The organism is Mesorhizobium album (assembly GCF_033977205.1).
GTDB lineage: Bacteria > Pseudomonadota > Alphaproteobacteria > Rhizobiales > Rhizobiaceae > Mesorhizobium > Mesorhizobium album.
The window spans coordinates 1-20,794 of the sequence record NZ_JAVIIW010000065.1 but is presented as its reverse complement, the minus strand read 5'-3'; the positions used below and the strand labels follow the sequence as shown (position 1 = coordinate 20,794).

General features: G+C 63.9%; 16 protein-coding genes and 1 pseudogene. 12 read left to right on the top strand and 5 right to left on the bottom strand.

What is annotated here, in order from left to right; genetic code table 11:
* Window positions 1-109: 109 nt before the first annotated feature.
* Together RFN28_RS31955 and RFN28_RS31950 are read left to right on the top strand one after the other, a co-directional pair.
* On the top strand, window positions 110-1,186 hold the full coding sequence (locus tag RFN28_RS31955; protein WP_320291148.1) for a class I SAM-dependent methyltransferase: 1,077 nt from the start codon (window positions 110-112) through the stop codon (window positions 1,184-1,186).
* A gap of 42 nt (window positions 1,187-1,228) precedes the next feature.
* A complete protein-coding gene (locus tag RFN28_RS31950) occupies window positions 1,229-1,558 on the top strand; it encodes a putative quinol monooxygenase (RefSeq protein ID WP_320291147.1) in 330 nt (109 codons plus the stop codon).
* Here RFN28_RS31950 and RFN28_RS31945 read toward each other — a convergent pair.
* The gene (locus tag RFN28_RS31945) at window positions 1,463-2,530 is read right to left on the bottom strand and encodes an ABC transporter ATP-binding protein (protein ID WP_320291159.1); all 1,068 of its coding nucleotides are present in this window, start codon (window positions 2,528-2,530) and stop codon (window positions 1,463-1,465) included. The two genes, RFN28_RS31950 and RFN28_RS31945, sit on opposite strands and share 96 nt — an antisense overlap.
* A 686-nt stretch (window positions 2,531-3,216) precedes the next feature.
* Here RFN28_RS31945 and RFN28_RS31940 point away from each other — a divergent pair.
* From RFN28_RS31940 to RFN28_RS31925, 4 genes are all read left to right on the top strand, one after another.
* Window positions 3,217-4,011: an SDR family NAD(P)-dependent oxidoreductase gene (locus RFN28_RS31940; protein ID WP_320291146.1), complete on the top strand. Its 795-nt coding sequence runs from the start codon at window positions 3,217-3,219 to the stop codon at window positions 4,009-4,011.
* 408 nt (window positions 4,012-4,419) lie between these two features.
* Window positions 4,420-4,542, top strand: a complete 123-nt coding sequence (locus RFN28_RS31935; RefSeq protein ID WP_320291145.1) for a hypothetical protein — start codon at window positions 4,420-4,422, stop codon at window positions 4,540-4,542.
* 124 nt (window positions 4,543-4,666) lie between these two features.
* Window positions 4,667-5,422 (top strand): SDR family NAD(P)-dependent oxidoreductase, encoded by a 756-nt coding sequence (locus tag RFN28_RS31930; protein ID WP_320291143.1) that lies wholly within the window; start codon window positions 4,667-4,669, stop codon window positions 5,420-5,422.
* A gap of 36 nt (window positions 5,423-5,458) precedes the next feature.
* On the top strand, window positions 5,459-6,481 hold the full coding sequence (locus tag RFN28_RS31925) for a sigma-70 family RNA polymerase sigma factor (protein WP_320291142.1): 1,023 nt from the start codon (window positions 5,459-5,461) through the stop codon (window positions 6,479-6,481).
* Window positions 6,482-6,736: 255 nt separating this feature from the next.
* Here the strand turns inward: RFN28_RS31925 and RFN28_RS31920 are convergent, their stop codons facing one another.
* The 4 genes and pseudogenes from RFN28_RS31920 to RFN28_RS31905 form a co-directional block, all read right to left on the bottom strand.
* Entirely contained in the window at window positions 6,737-7,867 is a 1,131-nt protein-coding gene (locus RFN28_RS31920) for a substrate-binding protein (protein ID WP_320291141.1), read from the bottom strand.
* 90 nt (window positions 7,868-7,957) lie between these two features.
* Window positions 7,958-8,230, bottom strand: a complete 273-nt coding sequence (locus RFN28_RS31915) for a hypothetical protein (RefSeq protein WP_320291140.1) — start codon at window positions 8,228-8,230, stop codon at window positions 7,958-7,960.
* A 91-nt stretch (window positions 8,231-8,321) separates the two neighbouring features.
* Window positions 8,322-9,899 carry an HD domain-containing phosphohydrolase gene (locus RFN28_RS31910; protein ID WP_320291139.1) on the bottom strand — a complete coding sequence of 526 codons (1,578 nt, stop codon included), beginning with the start codon at window positions 9,897-9,899 and terminating at the stop codon, window positions 8,322-8,324.
* A 234-nt stretch (window positions 9,900-10,133) separates the two neighbouring features.
* Window positions 10,134-10,473, bottom strand: a pseudogene (locus RFN28_RS31905) (transposase); the annotation flags it as partial.
* A 178-nt stretch (window positions 10,474-10,651) separates the two neighbouring features.
* Here RFN28_RS31905 and RFN28_RS31900 point away from each other — a divergent pair.
* The 6 genes from RFN28_RS31900 to RFN28_RS31870 form a co-directional block, all read left to right on the top strand.
* Complete coding sequence (locus RFN28_RS31900; RefSeq protein WP_320291138.1) at window positions 10,652-10,987, top strand: helix-turn-helix domain-containing protein; 336 nt, start codon at window positions 10,652-10,654, stop codon at window positions 10,985-10,987.
* On the top strand, window positions 10,980-12,227 hold the full coding sequence (locus RFN28_RS31895; protein WP_320291137.1) for a type II toxin-antitoxin system HipA family toxin: 1,248 nt from the start codon (window positions 10,980-10,982) through the stop codon (window positions 12,225-12,227). Before RFN28_RS31900 ends, RFN28_RS31895 begins: the two co-directional genes overlap by 8 nt.
* Before the next feature lie 671 nt (window positions 12,228-12,898).
* Window positions 12,899-14,005, top strand: a complete 1,107-nt coding sequence (locus RFN28_RS31885; RefSeq protein WP_320291158.1) for an efflux RND transporter periplasmic adaptor subunit — start codon at window positions 12,899-12,901, stop codon at window positions 14,003-14,005.
* The gene (locus RFN28_RS31880) at window positions 14,002-17,205 is read left to right on the top strand and encodes an efflux RND transporter permease subunit (protein WP_320291136.1); all 3,204 of its coding nucleotides are present in this window, start codon (window positions 14,002-14,004) and stop codon (window positions 17,203-17,205) included. The genes RFN28_RS31885 and RFN28_RS31880 overlap by 4 nt, the downstream gene beginning before the upstream one ends.
* A gap of 957 nt (window positions 17,206-18,162) precedes the next feature.
* On the top strand, window positions 18,163-18,396 hold the full coding sequence (locus RFN28_RS31875) for a hypothetical protein (RefSeq protein ID WP_320291134.1): 234 nt from the start codon (window positions 18,163-18,165) through the stop codon (window positions 18,394-18,396).
* 16 nt (window positions 18,397-18,412) lie between these two features.
* Window positions 18,413-20,794: T1SS-143 repeat domain-containing protein (locus RFN28_RS31870; RefSeq protein ID WP_320291133.1), on the top strand; the 2,382-nt coding region annotated here is incomplete at its 3' end.

The window sequence follows — 20,794 nt, the reverse complement described above, 5'->3', positions numbered from 1 at the left end:
GTCAGCCATTGCGGGGCGAATGATGGACAGTTTGGCGAGGCCTTCCCCGGTGACCGGATCTGGCTTGTGCCTATGCGAGTGTTTGGGATCGAGCCGGAGGAGAAAGCCGATGCTGGAACGCACTAAGGAGACGCAACCCGACCAGGAAAAGCTGGAGGCGCTGCTTGGAAAGATGGTCGGCGATCTGGGCGCCATTACCACAGGAGCTGCGGTGCTGCTGGGCGATCGGCTCGGCTTGTTCGCGGGCTTGAGCGAGGGCGGCAAGATGACCGCCGGACAGCTTGCCAAAAAGACCGGCACGCAAGAGCGCCTGGTCCGCGAATGGCTGTCGGCACAGGCGGCGGCCGGCTATGTCGAATATGACGAGACCGGCGACAGGTTCTATCTCAGCCCCGAGCAGGAGCAGGTCTTCGTCAATGAGGACAGCCCGGCCTTCATGGCCGGCGCGTTCGAGGTCGTCTCAACGCTTTGGCTCGACGAGGAGAAGGTTCGGCAGGCCTTCCGCTCCGGCAAGGGTTTGGGTTGGCACGATCACAGCGCATGCCTGTTCCGCGGCACCGAACGCTTCTTCCGCCCAGGCTACAACGCTAACCTGATCGGCTCTTGGTTGCCGGCACTCGACGGTGTGGTTGAGAAGCTGGAGCAGGGCATAGACGTCGCCGATGTGGGATGCGGCCATGGCGCATCCACCGTGTTGATGGCCAAGGCCTTCCCCAATTCGCGCTTCACCGGCTTCGACTATCACGCCCCGTCGATCGACCGCGCCCGCGCCGCCGCGAAAGAGGCCGGCGTCGCCGGCAACACGCGCTTCGAGGTGGCGCTGGCCAAGGATTTTCCTGGCACCTACGATCTCGTGGCCTTCTTCGATTGCCTGCACGACATGGGCGATCCGGAAGGTGCGGCCAGACATGTCCACAAGGCGCTGAAGCCAGACGGCACCTGGATGATCGTCGAGCCCTTCGCGCACGATCAGCTTGCGGCGAACCTCAACCCGGTCGGCCGCATCTACTATGCCGCCTCGACCTTCATCTGCACGCCGGCCTCGTTGTCCCAGGAGGTGGGTCTGGGGCTCGGTGCCCAAGCCGGCGAAGCGAGGCTTCGCAAGGTCGTGGCGGGCGGAGGATTCAAGCGGTTCCGCCGCGCCACCGAGACCCCGTTCAACATGGTCCTCGAGGCTCGCCCATAAGATTGACCAAGCAGCGATATCCGCTATCGATTGGAGGAAGGCATGACAGCTTATAACGTCGTTCGGTTCCGCACCAAGCCCGGCAAGGAACAGGCATTCATCGATGCGCACAAGAAGGCAAAATTCGACGTCAAGGGCTTCCGCAAAGGTGCGCTCATCAAGACTGGGGACCGGACCTTCTGCATTGTCGGCGAGTGGAACGACATGGACAGCCTGGCCGCGGCGCGGCCGCAAATGATAGGGCTTCTGGATACGATGCGCGACATGCTGGAAGATCTAGGCGGCGACCTCGGCGTGACCGATCCTGTCTCGGGAACGGTCGTTGCTGATATCGACATCAGAAGCCAACGAACCGCACGTTCGAAATATTAGCGAATACTCATAAGTAAGCGTATGAATTCGAAAGCGGTCGCCGGCGATCGCAATGTCAGGCGCGGCTTCGAACCTGACGAGGCCCGCTCGCCCGCAAAAATGCAAACCGGGCCGGGCGTCAGCGAATGCGACTACCTTCTCCGTCGAAGACGCGGGCGCGCGTGGTTGGAAGCGTAGTGTGATGGTCTCGCCGAAGCGCGGTTGATCCTCGCGGCGTTCGGCGACAACGGTCTCGCCACCCGGCAGCGCGCCGTGCACGTAGGAGGTCGAGCCCAAGCGCTCGGTGACGTCCACGGCAAGCGAGAGCGCGACGCCCTGCTTCTCGTCGAGATGCTCCGGCCTGATGCCTAGCGTCACGGTCTTGCCGTTCGCCAGTCTTGTCTTGAGATGGGAGATGTCCACCCTCGCCTCGCCGGCGGCGAGCGCCTTGCCGTCGTTGACGACGGTGGCTTTCAGGAAATTCATCCGCGGCGTGCCGATGAAGCCGGCGACGAAAGCATTGTCCGGATCGTCATAGAGCGACAGCGGCGTGCCGGTCTGCTCGATTTTGCCCGCCTTCAGCACGACGATCTTGTCGGCGAGCGTCAGGGCCTCGGTCTGATCATGCGTGACATAGACCATGGTGCGGCGGATCGACTGGTGCAGGCGTTTGATCTCGGCCCTAAGCTCGGTGCGCAGCGCGGCGTCCAGATTGGAGAGCGGCTCGTCGAACAGGAACAGCCGTGGATCGCGTACCAGCGCCCGGCCGATGGCGACGCGCTGGCGCTGGCCGCCAGAGAGCTCGCGCGGCAGGCGCGCCAGCAGCGGCTCGATCTGCAACAGGCGCGCGACGCCCGCAACTTTCTCGTCGGACGTCTTGCGGTCGAGGCCGCGCATCTTCAGCGGCAAGGCGATGTTCTGCGCCACGGTCATGGTCGGGTAGAGCGCGTATGACTGGAACACCATTGCCACATCACGATCCCGCGCCGGCAGGTTGGTGACGTTGCGGTCGCCGATGACGATGGTGCCGGAATCGATCGGGTTAAGGCCGGCGACACTGGATGATCGTCATGAGAGATGGATCTGATGAGAAATGTCCCTATTCCGTGAAAAATGTCCATATGCGTCGCTTGACGTGAAAAATGGACCACATCACGGTTCCCCTTGCCTCCGCGGCGGCAGCGGCTTGTGGTTCGGCGATGTCTGCTTTTCTGGCAAGGACAGCGCTTCGTACGGCCAGCCGTGCAGCAGGATCACGACGGGACCGTTCGCCGGCAAGGAGTCACTGACGACCGGGGGCGCGGTATAGATCCTTCGCAATCAAAAAGACCCAGGACAAAGCCCTGAACCGGCGTGGGGACACCTCTCAGGACATAATGTTGGTAAGGAGCGGAACGAAGATGAGGCCGGCAGTCGGCCAGGGTATCGAGCCGAACCCGCCCATATCGAAAACCGCCGACCACAACAGAAGCCATGATAATCGGCACCCACGAGCGGCCGCGCGACCTGCAAGGTCGCTGGCGCGCCGCGCAAGTCGGCCCTCGGGACTCGCTCCGCCTAAAAAATAGCCAACAGCACCGATGAGTTTTGAGGGTGTAGAGGGTCTCCACCGCGCGAACAGCATTGCGGCGGGCACATGGGTCCCGCCTGGCTCCAAACGTGAGATGGAAGGACTGATTATGCTTCTCGAGAACAAGACAGCGATCATTTACGGAGCCGGCGGCGCCATTGGCGGCGCCGTGGCGCGGACCTTCGCCCGCGAAGGCGCGAACGTTTTTCTTTCCGGGCGTACGCTCAGCAAAGTCGAGCGCGTGGCCGAAGAGATCCGCGCAGCCGGCGGGACGGCGGAGGCCTTCCAGGTCGATGCCCTGGACGAACGGGCCGTCGAGGACCACGTGGCCAAGGTCTTCGCGACCACCGGCCGGCTGGACGTCTCCTTCAACGGCATCACCGCGGTCCCGCAGCCCGGGACCCAAGGCATTCCGATCGCCAACTTGTCAGTCGACGCGTTCGTCGCGCCGATCACCCTCTATCTGCGCTCGCACTTCCTGACGGCGCGGGCCGCGGCGTGGCGGATGGCCGAGCAAGGCTCGGGCGTGCTTTTGATGAACACCCCGGAACCGGCGCGTCTTGGAGCGGGCCTGGTCGGAGGCATGGGGCCCGCCTGGGCGGCCATGGAAGCCTTCAACCGCAACCTCTCGGCAGAGTTCGGCGCCCGCGGGGTGCGGGCGGTCTGTATCCGCTCGACCGGAATGCCGGAGACCGAGACGATCGATATCGTCTTCGAACTGCACGCCCAGGCAATGAGAATTCCCAGAGAGCAGTTCCAGGGCTTCATCGAAAGCCTGACGCACCGGAAGCGCTCGTCCAAGGTCTCCGAAGTCGCGGAGGTGGCTGCATTCCTGGCGTCCGACCGCGGCAGTGGTATGACCGGGACCGTCGCCAACCTGACCGGCGGCTTGATCGTCGACTAGCCGGCAGCCCCCCGCGCAGCCGAACCGAAACATCCGGACCAAGCTCGCGATAGGCGCCGCGGCCCCGCCGTGCAAAAACGTAGGAGCAAGAAAGCCACGAGCTACGAAAGATCTTCGAATACGACCTCGATATCACGGGCGTGACCGACTACGGCCTGAACATGGAGGCCGTGCTGACCGGGCAGGTCGGTGTGCCGCCGCAGGGTGCCCAGTTCGACGTCGCGCTGGTTGGCCCCGTGAAGGGACGCGTGTCGGGGTCGCTGCGCGGCCTCGACTACCTGCGCGTTCGCGCCCGACGGCAGCCGCGAGCTCGAGCTCCGAGGCGCCATCGAGACCGATGACGGGAACCGGATCGCCGCCGAAGGCGTCGGGACCCCCCGCGCCGGCGAGCCGATCGTCGACCTGGCCGTGCGGATCGGTCTCCTGACTGCAGCGGGAGCCTATTCCTGGGTCAACGCGAAACCGGCTTGGGGTTCGGGCTATGCGGACATGGTGGCCAACAAAATCCACGTCGAGGTCTATCTGCACTGACGCGCGCGCCGCCGGGCCTCAACGGGCTGACCGAGACAAAAAATCTTGGTCGGACCGATGAGTTTCCCGGCGGAACGAGGTCTCCACGACACCAACAAACGGTGGACCTGAGGAGGCCTGGACCATGTCGTCGGAGAATGAATCGTTGCGGGGTAAGCGCGTCGTGGTGCTGGGCGCGAGTCGGGGCGTCGGCCGCGAGATCGTCGACCGCGCGTCGGCCGAAGGCTCCAGAGTCCTGGCGGTTGCCAGGGTCAAGCGCGGCCTGGTTGGCCTCACGAAGCGAGGCATCGACACCCTGGCGCTCGACGCCGCGTCGGAATCTGCCCCGTCGAAGGTCTTCAAGAACACTCGACCCGACGTGCTGGTCATCTGCGGCGGCGCCATGCCGCCGACCCTTCCGATCTCCGAGCTGAACTGGGACCAGTTCGCGGTTAACTGGGAGGTCGACACCAAGATGGCCTTCCTGTTCTGCCGCGAGGCGCTGCGCGCGCCGCTGGCACCGGGCTCGGTCGTGGTAATCATCTCTAGCGGTGCCGGGCTGGGCGGCTCGCCGATCTCCGGCGGTTACGCGGGGGCCAAACGCATGCAGATGTTCCTTGCCAAGTATTGCCAGGCGGAGTCTGATCGCCTCGAGCTCGGCATCCACTTCGTGACGCTCGTCCCCTCCCGCGTCATGCCGGAGACGGAACTCGGGAAGGCTGCGGTGAACGGCTATGCCCGCTACCTTGGCGTCCCGCCCGAAAAGTTCCTTGAAAACATGGGCCCGCGGCAGAAGCCTGCGGACGTCGCGCAGGCGGTCCTCGACGTGGCGGTCAAGCCACCGGTGGAGGCGGGATCTATCTTCACCGTCTCGGCTGACGGGCTCGCACCAGCGACCTGAGAGAAATTGGAACGGCCGCGGTCTAAGGAGTTGACCATGAGAGACACGACATTCATCAGTCCCGCAAGCACGGACCCACTCAGCCGCGCCGACTTCGCCGCGGTCGCCGAAACCCATCGCCGCGCGCTCAAACTTCACTGCTATCGCATGCTCGGGTCGTTGCACGAAGCCGAGGACGCGGTCCAGGAGACCATGCTGCGGGCGTGGCGTAGCTTCGACGGCTTCGAGGGGCGCGCCTCAATGAAGAACTGGCTCTACCGCATCGCGACGAACGTCGCGCTCAGCATGGTCGCCAGCCGGTCCAAGCGCGGCCGGGTGATACCGCCCCAGCTCGACGGCCCGTCCACGGAGAGGCCGCAAGGCCGGCCGGATGCGGAGACGCTGTGGATCGAGCCCTACCCCGATGCCGAGCTGGAGAACCTGCCGGATACCGCCGCAGGGCCCGACGCTCGCTACGAATTGCACGAGTCGGTCCGTCTCGCGTTCATCACCGCGATCCAGCAGCTGCCGCCGCGCCAACGGGCAGTCCTGCTGCTAGCCGATGTCTTGGGCTGGTCCGCGCTCGAGGTCGCAGCCGTTCTCGACGCCTCGGTTGGGTCGGTGAACAGTGCCCTGCAACGGGCGCGTGCCAAGCTGGCCACCCTCGATCGAGAGGTGCGGCCGGCGCAGATCGCGGAGGAGCACCAGCGGACCCTGCTCGAACGCTATGTGCGAGCCTGGGAGAGCGCGGACCTAGATCGGTTCGTCGCGCTCCTGAAGGAGGAGGCCGTCTACGCAATGCCGCCCTGGCGCGAATGGTACCAGGGCCGGGACTCCATCGCCGCCTTCTTCGGAGGTGTCTGGCCCGCCTATCGCGGCTTCCGGCTCGTTCCGGTCGGTGCGAACCTGCAGCCCGCGTTCGCGCTCTACACGCGCGGCGCCGCAGGGCGCTGGAACGCGCATTCCCTGCAGCTACTCTCGTTGGACAACGCTGGGATCGCGACGTTTACCGCCTTCATGCAGCCGCTCGCCCAGCGGCTCGCTCCCGCGTTTCAGTTGCCGACCGTCCTGGAAGCCTAAGGCCACGCTTCGGGGAACAGGCCGCCGGTAACGGATATTCGGTCTGCGTAGTCCGCTTTTGGGCATTGGCGCAGGCACCCTCAATGGTCGACATCAGGCGCAAAGCTGCCGTTCCGTAGAAGATAAACGCGGTCGGCGAGTGGCTGGGTCAGCTTCTCATCGGTGTGACGGAGCAAGCTCTGTCGACCCGATTGATGGCGAGGGCACCATGTGGCTGCCCCCGCCACCAGGGAGACCAGCGATCCGCGCTTCAAGTCACCCTGCGTTCCTGAATTGGAAGTCGCTGAGTACTCGCTCGTTGGGATCGATCGGACCCAACTTCTTCACGACCCGGAATTGGCCGCCCTGCGCCTGCGCGATGTACATATTCATGCGAACGTGATGCTGGCCGGGAACCATCTCGGCCGGACCACCCGGGCCTTCGGCGATGCGAGCATGGTCGAGTGCCCGGATGACGGCGCCGCGCTCGACACTGCCTGCTTCCTTCACCGCCGCTTCCCACATCTTGATTGCCCGGTAGTGACCAGTACACCCGCTGCCCGCAGTCAAGGTGGCGCCGCCGGGGAACCGTTCGCTGTAGCGGCGCAAGAGCGCGCGACCGGACGGTTCGTCGAGTTCTTGGTAGTAGTCGAGGCAACTGTAGAGGCCCTCGATCTGCTCGGGCGGCACCAGGTTGAAGAAGTTCTCATCGAAGTAGGTGCAGACGATCTTGCCGCCGCGTTTGCCGAAACCGGCCTTGTGCAGTTCTTCGAGAAATGGCGTCAGCCCCGGCGGGACGATTGTGTTGAAAACCACGTCGGTCCCGCTGGCCATGATATGCTGCACCGTCCCCCGGAAATCGATGGTGTCCAGCGGAAAGTACTCCTCGCCGACGATCTCGCCGCCATTTGCGCGCACCGCCCGGCTGGCGGCCTTGTTCAAAAGATGCGGCCAGATGTAATCGGCCGACGGGAAATAGAACCGCTTCGCCCCGGTGCCGTTCATGAGCCATGGTATCAGCGGCTCGACCTGCTGGGCGGGCACGGGCCCGGTGCAGAAAATCAGGGGATCGTTTTCCTGTCCCTCATACTGCTCGGTATAGATGTAGAGCGTCCTGCCCCGGGTGACCGCCTCGCTCTTGATGGCCAGACGGGTCGAGCTGTAGATGCCGCCGACGACGACATCGACCTTGTCGACGTCGACTAGTTTCGCAGCCTTTGCCTTGGCAACGCTGTCGGTGGTCTCGCCATCCTCGATGACGAGTTCCACCGGCCGGCCCAGAAGGCCGCCTTTGGCATTGATATCGTCGACGAGCATGGTGGTGAGGTTCGCATTTGCGATGCCCATGAAAGACAATGGGCCTGTCAGTTCGGCGATGAGGCCGATCTTGATGGGTTTCGGGTCCATCTGATTTCTCCGTTTCCATGTGTTCGAGTTAGGAGCGGTACGAAGCGTGGCGTGCGCCCGCCGATCGGCAGCCCGGCTGCAGCGTGGACGTCAGGCTTCGTAGTGTCCGAGCAGCAGTGCCGCCTGCGGCTTGCCGACATGGCCGGCTTCCTGCAGGATCGCAGGCACCTCCGGATCCGATACGAAGTTCTTCCAGCCCTCTGCGTCCCAGTCGAAGATCGCCCAGACGCGGTCAGGCTCGGTCGGGTCGCGGAACACGGTTGCGCCGTTCGAGCCGTGCAGCCGGCGCTTGTCGGCGCCCTTGGTCGAAAAGATACGGATGAAGTGGTCGATGTCCGCCACTTTGGTCGTTGCGAGAAGCATCTGGTTACCCTCCTGTCGGTCGCGGCCACCATTGGTCCGTCGACAGGAGCACGATGCGCGCCTTGCGGCAGGCGCACATGGGGTGGATTCCCTATGCCGGCGTTTCGCCCGGCCTGACAAGGCCGTGCTCGACCGCGTAGAGCGCGGCCGCGGCACGGGTACCCACGCCAATCTTGGCGTAGACAGCCTGGATATGGTGGTCCGCGGTCTTGGGCGAGATATCCAGCCGGCGTGCCACTTCCTTGGCCGTTGATCCGGCAGCGATCAGGCGCAGCACCTCGATCTCGCGCGGCGTCATGCCGGCCAGCGCCCGCGGCACAGCCCGCCGCGACGACAGCCCGGCGAAGGACAGCACGGCCTCGGCGGCGTCGGGGCAGATACAGCCGTCACGAACCGCCGCGCGCAACTGTGCTGCCGCCGCCTCGCTGGACAGCGCCTTGCGATGCGGGCGCTCCTCCCGCGACGTCTGGAAGGCTTCGGCGGCGGCCAGGATCCGGGCTGCCGGAGACAGGTCGGAGCCGCCGACCTTGCGGTGATAACCCGAGCCGTCGAGGCGTTCGTGATGGCGAAGCACGAGCGCGCCCATGGCTGCGCCCTCGTCGCCGAAGGACGCGAGCGCGCGCTCGCCGTAATAGGCGTGCAGTTGCGCCGCGTCGCGCTCGCGCACCGACAGTGGACCATTTCGCATCCAGGTCGCAACCGGCACCACGAGTTCGCCGATATCATGGATGCAGCCCGACCAGCGCAGCGCACGGACATCAGGATCAGGCAGCCCGATCCGTTTCCCAGCACCCGCTGCCAGTTCCGACACCATCCGCGAATGGCCCTGCGTAAACGGCATGCGCATGTCGATCATGTCGGCGATGGCGAGGAACGCCTCATCGCAAGCCTTCTCGTCAAGCGTCACCGGCGGATCGGGCTCCAGCGCCAGGATCGTCTCGCGGTCGACCGTGGTGCCGATACCCTGCATCAGCGTCGCCGCATTGGCGGAGACCAGCCGGGCCAGATCCGCCTCGTACGGGCCGTCGGCGCGACTGGCAATGGTCTCGGCCATCCCGTCGACGCCGACAGCATCGCTGAGCGCAATCGCATCCTGCGCCAGCGTGATCAGGCGCACGGCTGGCAGGACATCCTCACCGCTCAACCCACGCGGCAAGCCCTTGCCGTCCCAGCGTTCGTAGATCTGTCCGAGATTGCGCCGAATCTCGTCAGAGAGGCCGAGCCGCTCGCCGATCCGCTGCGCCACCTCACAATGCGCCGTCAGAACCGGGCGCGCCACCGCGAGCGCCTGCGACATCGCGGCCTCGATGGCTTTGGCCTGCGCGTCAGGGGCGAGATCGTAATAGACCCGCTTGAATGCCTGCGCGAAGACCCTGCCCAGCTCCGCACGGTTGCCCATGTCGAGCCCGACGAGATCCTGACGAAGCGCGATTTCGTCGCCGAAGAGGCCTGAAAGCAGGTCGGTGTCGGCGTTGCAGCCGACATAACGCAGCATGGACTGGTGATAGGCATTGCGCCGAACCTGTTCCGAGACGCCAGCAAGTTGAGCGATCCGCATCGCGATCACGCAGGATTTGAGCGCGAAGTCACGCGAATGCCCGGTGGCAAGGTCCGAAGCATAGGCCAGGACCATCATGAAATCCGCCCGGCGTATCGAGACATCCGTCATCGCACACCCCATCGGCTGCATGCTACGCCTGCATGCGGCTATCACCTAGGGGAATCATTGTCGTTCAAGAGCCGATGCCGGCGGGTCGTTGGGTTGGCTGCGGCAGGTTGCGAACGAGAACCTTTACGGCGCCAACCACGGCACTGGCGATAAAGCTCGATCACGAGAAGTTCTGTGGTTCAATTGTGGATGCGTTGGAGCGACGGACAAAGGGAAAGGGGTGAGGCGCGCATCCGAGCCGTCCTTGGCCCGAAAGCTCTTCATCGAGGCGAACGCCTTCAGCATCGTGCCGTCGACCGAGAAACGCTGCGCGCTCAAAAGCTTCTTCACCGCCGGCTGCGAAAGCAGCGCCGACAGAAAGCCTTGCGCTATCTGCGTCGGCAGCAGACGGTCCCGGTTCTTCGAAAAACGTCGAGGCATCCCATGCGGTGTCATCGATCCCCAGCCCCACGAACCAGCGGAACAACAGGTCGAACTCCAGCCGTTCCATCAACTGACGCTCGGAGCGGAGCGAATACCGCATCTGCAACAGCATCGCCCGCAGCATCCGTTCCGGCGCAATAGACGGTCGGCCGGCCATAGCGCTTGGCGGTGCTCCGTCTGGAACGCGCTCTTCAGGCCGATCGATGCGTGCTACCTGAGCCTGTTGGCGGGTTGAGATTGCGCATCGCTAGATCGGACATTCGACGATCTGGAAATATTGTCATCTTGGTGCTACATATTTGGCAGATATGTATTGCGAAGGTGTCAAAATGCCTACTCCTCACACGCCTCCGGCAGCCGTGAGACGCGCCCTGCGCAAGCTGGGAGCAGATATCCACGATGCGCGGCGGCGGCGCAGGCTTCCGATGGCTGTGGTAGCCGAGCGCGCGTTCACCTCACGTTCGACCCTGCAACGGGTGGAGGCCGGCGACACGAACGTCAGCATCGGCATATATGCCGGCGTTCTTCAAGCGCTAGGCCTGCTCGACGGTCTGAGCCAGGTTGCCGACATCAGCAACGACAAGGTCGGCCAGGCACTGTCAACCGCGGAACTGCCAAGGCATGTCCACCTCAAGCGGCCGACCCGGACGCCCCGAGATGACTGACTTCGAGGTCCATATCGACGTTGATGGCCGCACGCGCCCCGTCGGGCTTGCGCGGAGCAATCGCGGGCGGAGCGCGGAGACGATCCTCTTTGAATACGACAGTTCATGGCTCAAGGACCCTGACCGGTTTTCGCTCGAGCCAGCTCTGACGCTCACGCGCGGTGCCTTTGCCCCCCCTGCCGGGCTAGCGACATTCGGGTCCATCGGCGACTCTGCTCCTGATACCTGGGGGCGACGCCTCATGCAGCGTGCTGAGCGTCGTCTGGCGGAACGCGAGGGACGTGCCGTTCGCACCCTTATGGAAAGCGATTATCTTCTCGGAGTCGCGGACGAAACGCGCCTTGGCGCCCTTCGCTTCCGATGGCTTGACGACGACGTATACCAGGCGCCGATCCGTGAAGGCGTCCCTGCCCTTATCGAGCTCGGGCGCCTCCTGAAAATTACCGAGCGGATCCTTAGGGACGAGGAGACGGAGGAGGATTTCCGACTGATCTTCGCGCCCGGCTCTTCTCTTGGCGGGGCCCGACCGAAGGCCTCTGTCATCGACCAGCATGGTCACTTGGCAATCGCCAAATTTCCCAACGAGACCGACGACTACAGCATAGAGACCTGGGAGGAGATCGCGTTGCGTCTGGCCGGACAAGCCGGCATCGCCACGCCGAAGCACGAGTTGATCAAGGTCGCGGGCAAGCCCGTCATGCTGTCGAGACGTTTCGACCGCGAGGGCGGGGTCCGTATCCCTTTCCTGTCCGCAATGGCGATGATGGGTGCAAGGGACGGTGAGCACGGCAGCTATCCCGAAATGGTCGACGCGCTCGCGCAGCATGGTGCCCAGGGAAAGACCGACGCTCATGCCCTCTATCGCCGGGTCGTCTTCAACGTGATGGTCTCCAATGTCGACGATCACCTGCGCAACCACGGCTTCCTTTGGCTGGGAAAAACCGGATGGTCGCTCTCGCCCGCCTACGATCTCAATCCGGTTCCGACCGATCTCAAGCCACGGATTCTGACAACCAATATTGACCTCGATGACGGTACGTGTTCGCTCGATCTTTTGGAGGCGGCGTCTGAGTTTTTTGCGCTTACGCTGGATCAGGCACGAACGATCATCAAGGAAGTCGCGACAGTAACGTCGACTTGGAATGGTACCGCCAAGGCGGTGGGCGCCCGGTCCGCCGAGATCAAGCGAATGGCGAGCGCCTTCGAGCATGAGGATCTGAAGCGAGCGCTTGCGCTCTAATGCAGCACCAAGCCAGCGAAGACGACAACCAGTTCCACAGAAAGCGGGATGGCCAGCAGCCACAACATCTCCAGAACGGCGGGTTGTTCAGGGTGCCTCATTTGCGCGTCCCCCAGGACAGGAATTTGCGCATGACATAGCGGGAGAAACGATCGTCGATATCGATCCTCAATTTGCGTCGCATCAAATGAACTTCAATGCGCTGCGTTTCGCTGGCGTCGAGCCAGACATACTGGTGGAGTATGACTCCACGGACACGAGGCAGGCTTTGTTTCTGCCGGCCTTGGCGTCTCCACAACCGTTGCAGCGCTCGCTGCAGGGGCGCGCTACGGTTGGGGCTGTATTGGACCGTCGGCCGTTTCCTGGTTGCATCCGGGCGCTCCAGAGACCTCAGGTCGGTCAGGAGGAGGACGGGTGGCGGGGCAGCCACAGGGTGGACATTTCAGCCCACATGGAAAATGATCATGTTGCCATGCACAACACTGCAGTGCTCTGATCTCGACAACAAGCCTGAGCGTAGAAGCGGATCAACCGACCTCCGGGTCCAGCGAGCGGGGACGCAAATGGACACCCCAGGGAATGGGCAATTGCATCGCGACGCGGGCGGGCGACCCCGTCGATCGGCCGGCTGGCCTGCCCGCGCCGCCGCGTCGGCGGCATTCCTGCTCGGCATGGCTTTCAGCAGCACTGCGCTTGCGCAGGACCAGCAGCTACCCGTGGTGACGGCGGCCAAGCCGGTGGTGCGTGAAATCGTCGAAGACGACGAGTTCGTCGGGCGCTTCGAAGCCGTCGACCAGGTCGCCATCCGTTCGCGCGTCAGCGGCTATCTGGACAAGGTCAGCTTCCAGGACGGCGCACTGGTCAACAAGGGCGACCTGCTCTTCACCATCGACCAGCGTCCCTACCAGGCGGCTTATGATGCCGCCAAATCGCAAGTGGACGTCGCCAAGAGTCTGCTCGAATTCTCCAAGATGCAGCTGGATCGCGCCAACGAACTCGCCAGGACCGGCAACATCTCGCCCGCCACGGTCGACGACCGCCGGCGGGAATACCTTTCGGCGCAGGCGCAGATGCAGGGCGCGACGGCTGCGCTGACGACGGCCAGCCTGAACATGGAATTCACCGAGATCAAGGCACCCTTGTCCGGCCGCATCGACCGCCGGCTGGTGTCGGTCGGCAACCTCGTGCAGCCGGATTCCACCTTGCTGACGACCATCGTCACGCGCGACCCGATCGACTTCTATTTCGACGTCGATGAGCGCCTGTATTTCAGCTACGCCCGCGACGCGAAGGCGCGTGGCGGCAGCATGCAGGAAGGCGCCGGCGGGCTTGATGTGGAGGTTCGTGTCGCCGACCGCGCGGAGGCGGTATTCAAAGGCAAGCTCGATTTTGCCGAGAACCGGATCGACAACGCGACCGGCACCATGCGGGTGCGTGCGAAGTTTCCCAACGCCGACGGCATTCTCCAGCCAGGCATGTTCGGGCGCATCAACGTGCCGGGGTCGCTGCCGCATAGCGGCGTGCTGGTGCCCGACGGGGCGATCGGCGCCGATCAGGATCGACGCATCGTCTTCCTGGTGGATGATGCCGGGATGGTGTCGGCGAAGCCCGTGCGCACCGGCCCGCTTCTCGACGGCTACCGGGTGATCCGCTCGGGCCTGACCGGCGGCGAGACGATCATCGTCAACGGGCTGATGCACGCCAGGCCTGGCACCAAGGTGAAGGTCGAGATGGTGACGTTGCCGCCCAAGGCCGAGACCGCCGGGTTGCGGCAATGAGGTTCGCACATTTCTTCGTCGACCGCCCAATCTTCGCATCGGTCGTTTCGATCGTCCTGCTGGTCCTCGGCGGGATTGCTTATACCCAGCTGCCGGTCGCGCAATATCCCGAGATCGCGCCGCCGACCATCGTCGTTCGCGCGCAGTATCCGGGCGCCGACGCCGAGACGGTCGCAGCGACGGTGGCAACGCCGATCGAGCAGGAGATCAATGGCGTCGAGGGCATGCTCTACATGTCGTCCTATTCGTCGGGCGACGGGTCGATGGCGCTGACCATCACTTTCAAGCTGGGCACCGATCTCGACAAGGCGCAGGTGCTGGTGCAGAACCGCGTGTCGGTCGCCGAGCCGCGCCTGCCCGAAGAAGTCCGCCGCCTCGGCATCACCACCACCAAGAGCTCGCCCGACCTGATGATGGTCGTGCACATGCTGTCGCCCGACAATACCTACGACCAGCTCTATGTCTCGAACTACGCCCGCTCGCGGGTGCGCGACATACTACTCAGGTTAGACGGCGTCGGCGACCTCATCATCTTCGGCGAACGCGAATATTCGCTGCGCATCTGGCTTGATCCGCAAAAACTGTCCGCCCTGGGGATGACCTCGGGCGATGTGGTGCAGGCGCTGCGCGACCAGAACGTCCAAGTGTCGGGCGGCTCGATCGGCGCGCCGCCGACCGGCACCGGCACGGCGTTCCAGTACACGGTCACCACGCAAGGCCGCTTCAACGACGCCCGCGACTTCCGATACGTGATCGTCAAATCGACCGACGACGGCCGCCTGATCTCGCTGCAGGACGTGGCGCGCATCGAGCTCGGCGCCAAGGATTACGTCACCAACTCCTATCTCAACGGCAAACCGGCGGTGGCGCTCGCCATCTTCCAGCGGCCGGGCACCAATGCGCTCGCCGCAGCCGCGGAGATCCAGGACAAGATGAAGGAGCTTTCCCGCGACTTCCCGAAGGGCTTGAGCTACGACATCGTCTACAATCCGACCGAGTTCGTCGCCGAGTCGATCCAGGAGGTCTACAAGACGATCCTTGAGGCGATGCTGCTGGTCATCATCGTCATCATCGTCTTCCTGCAATCGGGGCGGATGGCAATCGTGCCGATTGTGGCGATCCCCGTGTCGCTGATTGGAACGCTGGCTGTGCTTTACGCCGCCGGCTTCTCGCTCAACATGCTGACGCTGTTCGGCCTCGTTCTGGCGATCGGCATCGTCGTCGACGATGCGATCGTCGTGGTCGAGAACGTAGAGCGCAATATCGCCAGTGGGCTGGCGCCCAATCCGGCGTCGCACCTGACCATGAACGAAGTCGGAACGGCCATCATCGCGATCTCGCTGGTGCTGATAGCCGTGTTCGTACCGACAGCCTTTATCCCCGGCATTTCTGGGCAGTTCTACCTGCAGTTTGCGATCACCATCGCGGTGTCGACGGCGATCTCGGCATTCAATTCGCTGACGCTTTCGCCAGCGCTGGCCGCACTGCTGTTCAAGTCGCACCATGCCGCGGCGGCGCCACCGCGCTTTTTCCTGGCGCGGTTCGGACGAGCGCTCGCCGACGGCTTCAATCGCGGCTTCGACAGGGTCGCGCATTGGTATTCGAGCATCGTCCGCGTGCTGGTCGGCTCGTGGATAGCGATCGCCGCCATGCTGGCCGTTTTCGCGGCCCTGATCTACGCCACGGTCTACATGGTGCAGACGGTGCCGCGCGGTTTCATTCCGTCGCTCGACCAGGGATATGCGATCGTCGTCGTCCAGTTGCCGGACGGCGCCTCGCTGTCGAGGACCGATGCGGTCATCCAGCAGGCGTCGCAGATCATCCAGAAAACGCCAGGCGTCGACTACGCAGTCGCCTTCGCCGGCTTCTCCGGCGCGACCTTCACCAACGCCAGCAACCAGGGCGTGATCTTCGCCAGGTTCAAGCCGTTTGACGAGCGGCTGAAGGCCGGCCAGTCGGCGACCAAGGTCATCGGCAATCTGTTCGGCAGCCTGCAAAGCATCAAGGAAGCCTTCATTATCGCACTGCCGCCGCCACCAGTCCGCGGCGTCGGCAATGCCGGCGGTTTCAAGCTGCAGATCCAGGAGCGCAACAGCGCCGACATGCGGCAGATCCTGGCGCTTGCCTACGAAATCGCCGGCAAGGCCAACAAGACGCCGGGGCTGATGGGCGTGTTCACCACGTTCTCCGCGTCGAGCCCGCAATTCTTCCTGGCGATCGATCGCGACAAGGCGCGCATCCTGAACGTGCCTATCCCCAACATCTTCGAGACGCTGTCGATCAATTTGGGCACCGCCTACGTCAACGACTTCAACGCTTTCGGGCGCGTCTACCAGGTGCGGGCGCAGGCCGACCAGGCGTTCCGCCTCGATCGCGCCGACATCTTGAAACTGAAGGTGCGCTCGGCGACCGGCGCGCTGGTTCCGCTCGGCACGTTGATCGAGATCCGCGACGTCACCGGCCCGGCGCTGGTCCAGCGCTACAACATGTACGTCTCGGTGCCGCTGCAGGGCAACGCCGCGCCCGGCGTTTCCACGGGCGACGCGCTGGCATTGATGGAAGGGATCACGGCAAAGACGCTGCCGGCCGGCACCTCCTATGAATGGACCGAGCTCGCCTATCAGGAGCGCAACACCGGCAATGCCGCCGTCTATATCTTCGGACTGTCGGTGCTGTTCGTGTTCCTGGCGCTGGCGGCGCAATATGAAAGCTGGGTGCTGCCGTTCGCCATTGTGCTGGTGGTGCCGCTCGGCGTGCTCGCGGCGTTGCTCGGCGTGTCTTTCCGAGGGCTGGACAACAACATCCTCGTGCAGATCGGCCTCATCGTGCTGATCGGGCTTGCCGCCAAGAACGCGATCCTTATCGTCGAATTCGCGCGGCAGGCGCAGGAACGCGGCCTGTCGGCCGCCGAGGCTGCCGTCGAAGCCTGCCGGCTCAGGCTGCGGCCGATCTTGATGACCGCCTTCGCGTTCATCCTCGGTGTCGTGCCGCTGATGATCGCAACGGGCCCGGGCGCAGAAATGCGCCAGTCGCTCGGCACCGCGGTGTTCTCCGGCATGCTCGGCGTCACCTTCGTCGGCCTGTTCCTGACGCCGGTGTTCTACGTCACGCTCAGGTCGCTGTTTTCACGGCGCAAGCCCCGTGCCGAGGCCGAGCTTTCGGGGCCGGCAGAGGCGCCATCGGAGTCGGCCGCCGAGTAGAGCTACGAATTCGCCGCGTCGGACGCGGCTTATCACTCCAGAAAAGCGGCGCGGCGCGGCAACGGCCGCGATCTGCGCGACCTCGGCGTCGAGGTGCGGCGGAGACCCTGCGCGGTCTGATCCAGCGAAACCGATACACAATGACCACCAGAGCCTTGCTCTATCCCGCCGCGCTCGGCCTTTCCGTCCATTTCGTCGCGGATCTGGTGCGATCGCCTGGATGGGTCCGGCGACGAAAATATGGCTTGACGCCGGAGGCGGTGGACTGGCGATCGAACCGCCGCCGCTTTAGCAACGTCGACCAACGGCCAATCACCGGAACACTTGATATACTCTAGGGCTGGATCGGCCTGCGACTACGAAGACCAAATGGTGCTGGAGACGAGTTCCACCTGGCAGCAGCCGCCCAGAACCGCTGAGCTGGAGCGTAACCGGATGCTCGGCATCGTCGAAGCCCGAGCAAGCGCTCGCGCGCGCTGGATGACGGCATCAGCCACTACCATCTCCGAATCACGAGGGACAGAAGTCCCTCTCAACAGGGGACCTTTTCCGCTTCACGGATTTATTAAAATATCAATAGTCCGATTTGAACTTTCCACAAATAAGAGTAAAGTTTCTGTTGCTCATGTTCTGAGCGGGAGGCGTACAGGCAGTCAATGCCTGTTGAAGAGGGGCGGGGTTGAGTATGCCCTCATCGTTGATCCTTGGTGCCCGCCGTTGGTGGGTTGCCGATGCGCACAGGACGCATCCGCCAAGCGATGCCTAAGGGGGCATGGCGCGGAGGAGCAGCGGCGGCTCTTCCCGACCCCTCTACCCCCTGAGTCATTTCACCACCCCAGTTTCCTTTAACGAAGGCGCGCAGCGCCGGCCCTGCCGGCGAATGCACGCCCATGCGACCGGGTTGCCAGCGTTGGGGCTGATTTCGCGCCTGTCGCATTGAAACCAGGGAGAGTCTCGATGGCGCTCGACATCCTGACCCAAGACATCATTGTCGACGAGCCCTCCGGCCGCACGCACGGTCATGTTGATCCGTCCGCAGGGCCGCACAGCGCCACGCTGCAACATCTCCTAAGTCGCGAGGGCCTAGGCGGACTGACCGCCCCCCGGCCGGCTTCGTGCACGCCCCATTCAGTGATCATCATCGGAAATCGAGACTGCGAAACAGGAACACCGCGGCGCAATCGCCGCTGAGCAGGGAGCTTCCATCATGTCAATTACCATCACCGGCAACGTCATTGAGGACGAAAACCTAGGACTGACATCTCTTGCGGCAGACAGTGACGCCACCGATTCCGACGACAACGTCACGCTATCCACCTTTCAAAGCAGTATTTCCACCTTGTCCTCGCTCGGCGCCGAGCTCAAAACGCTGGGCATTTATCCAGACACGACGACGAACGGCGCCAATGGCACGACCAAGGCGATAGGCATCTCCGAGGACGCGATCGTCAGCACGACCGACCAAAATTTGAAGCTTACCAACAGCACCGGCGGGGCGCTGAACGGCGTCGACACCGGCTTCAAGGCCATCGACGGCAACGAGATCTTCCTCTACTCCGATCCGAGCAACCCCGACATCGTGCTCGGCCGCGAGACGAACAGCACCGGCGCGGTCGCCTTTGCGCTCCTGCTGCAGCCGACGAGCGGCGGCGCCACGATCTGGGTCGTGCAGTACGAGGCACTCACCAACACGAAGCCGGCCCTGGGGGAGGACGCGAACACCCTCGATCTCAAGGGCCTCGTCTATGTCAGCGGATCGTCCAGTTCCACCGAGTCTTTCAACATCGGCACCAAGAATCCGGGGCAGAACTACTGGTTGGCGTTCACCAGCAGCAGTGGGGCATCGTCTGTGCTCATGACCGGGCTCGACGGGAGCTCGGCCAACCCCGACACCGTCAACACCAGTTCGAGCGGCGACGGCAGTAACAGCCAGTCGATCACCCCTGGCGGGGCCTTGCGCTTCGATTTCGTGTCGAGCTTCACCGGCGGCAACACCAAGGACAAGACATTCCTCACCGACGGCACGCTCAACAGCCTCGTTTATATCGAAGGCACGGGGGCGAGCTTCGACATCAGCCAGGTGACCCCCACCAATAGTCTGATCAACGTCAAGATCATCGCCCAGAACGAATCTGCTGCCATCTTCGGCAGCACGCAGACGAACACCTCCACGAACACGATCGCGCTCGGCGAAATCGATGTCTACAACAGCAGCGGGACATTGGTCGCCTCGTCGGCGCGGACCACCGGCAACAACGGCATCACCTTCGGCGGCACGACCAGCGCACCCAACGGCATAGTCAACGGCCTCACAGCCGGGGAAAAGATCGCGTTCACGTCCCTGAACGGCGCGCAGTTCGACCAGTTCCTGGTCGAGAACATCATGCCTCCGGGCAACACGCCCGGCTTCGACATTCTCAATGTCACGGAAACGCAGACCCTGACGACCAACGACCACACGGAAGTCGGCTCGAACATCATCTTCGAGGACAGCGTGCCGACCGCGAGCGCCAACACGCAGACAGCAACGGTCGACGAGGACGCGCTGGTCGGCGATACCGGCGAAACGGGTAAAGGCGGCTCGGCCACCGGCAATGTGTCGAACCTGTTCAATGCCGGCGTCGATACGCCGCTCACTTTCCGGCTGGCGCCCTTGACGCCGACGCAGTTGGCCGCAGCCCTGCCGGCGCTGACTTCGGGCGGAACCGCGGTGACCTATTCACTGGCGAGCGCCGGCGGCGTCGACACCCTGACCGCGAGCGCGGGAGCGACAACTGTGTTCACGCTCGCGCTGACTGAGGCGACGGGAGCGTACACCTTCACGCTTTCGGCGCCGATCGATCAGGAAACGCCGCAAACCGGCTCACCGGAGGGCACGTTCTCCTTCGACGTCAGCGCGCTCATCCAGGCGACCGATAAGGACGGCAATTTTGGCGCCGGCGACACGGCCAACGCAGCCGCCAACGGGCTGACGCTGACCATCATCGACGACCAGCCGACGGCGACCGTGACACAGAAGACGGCGACGGTCGATGAGGACGCGCTGGTCGGTGACGCCAGCGAAACGGCGGGCATCACCGGCACAGCAACGGGCGACGTCACCGCGCTGTTCAACACGGGCGCGGACACGCCGCTTACATACACACTGTTGACCGACACCAGTGGCCTGAAGGCTCTGCATTCCGGCGGGGTTGCGTTGACCTACTCGGTGGCGAGCGCCGGCGGCATCGACACGCTGACCGCCAAGGCGGGGACGACTGTCGTGTTCACGCTGGCGCTGACCGAGGCGACGGGAGCCTACACCTTCACGCTTTCGGCGCCGATCGACGACGAAACGCCGCAGAACGGCTCCCCGGAAGGGACGGCCTCACTCGACATCAGTTCACTGATCCAGGCGAAGGACTTCGACGGCTCCAAGGTGACGGCGGCCGGCAACGGGCTGACGCTGAGCATCATCGACGACCAGCCGACGGCGACGGTGACACAGAAGACGGCGACGGTCGATGAGGACGCGCTGGTCGGTGACGCCAGCGAAACGGCGGGCATCACCGGCACAGCAACGGGCGACGTCACCGCGCTGTTCAACACG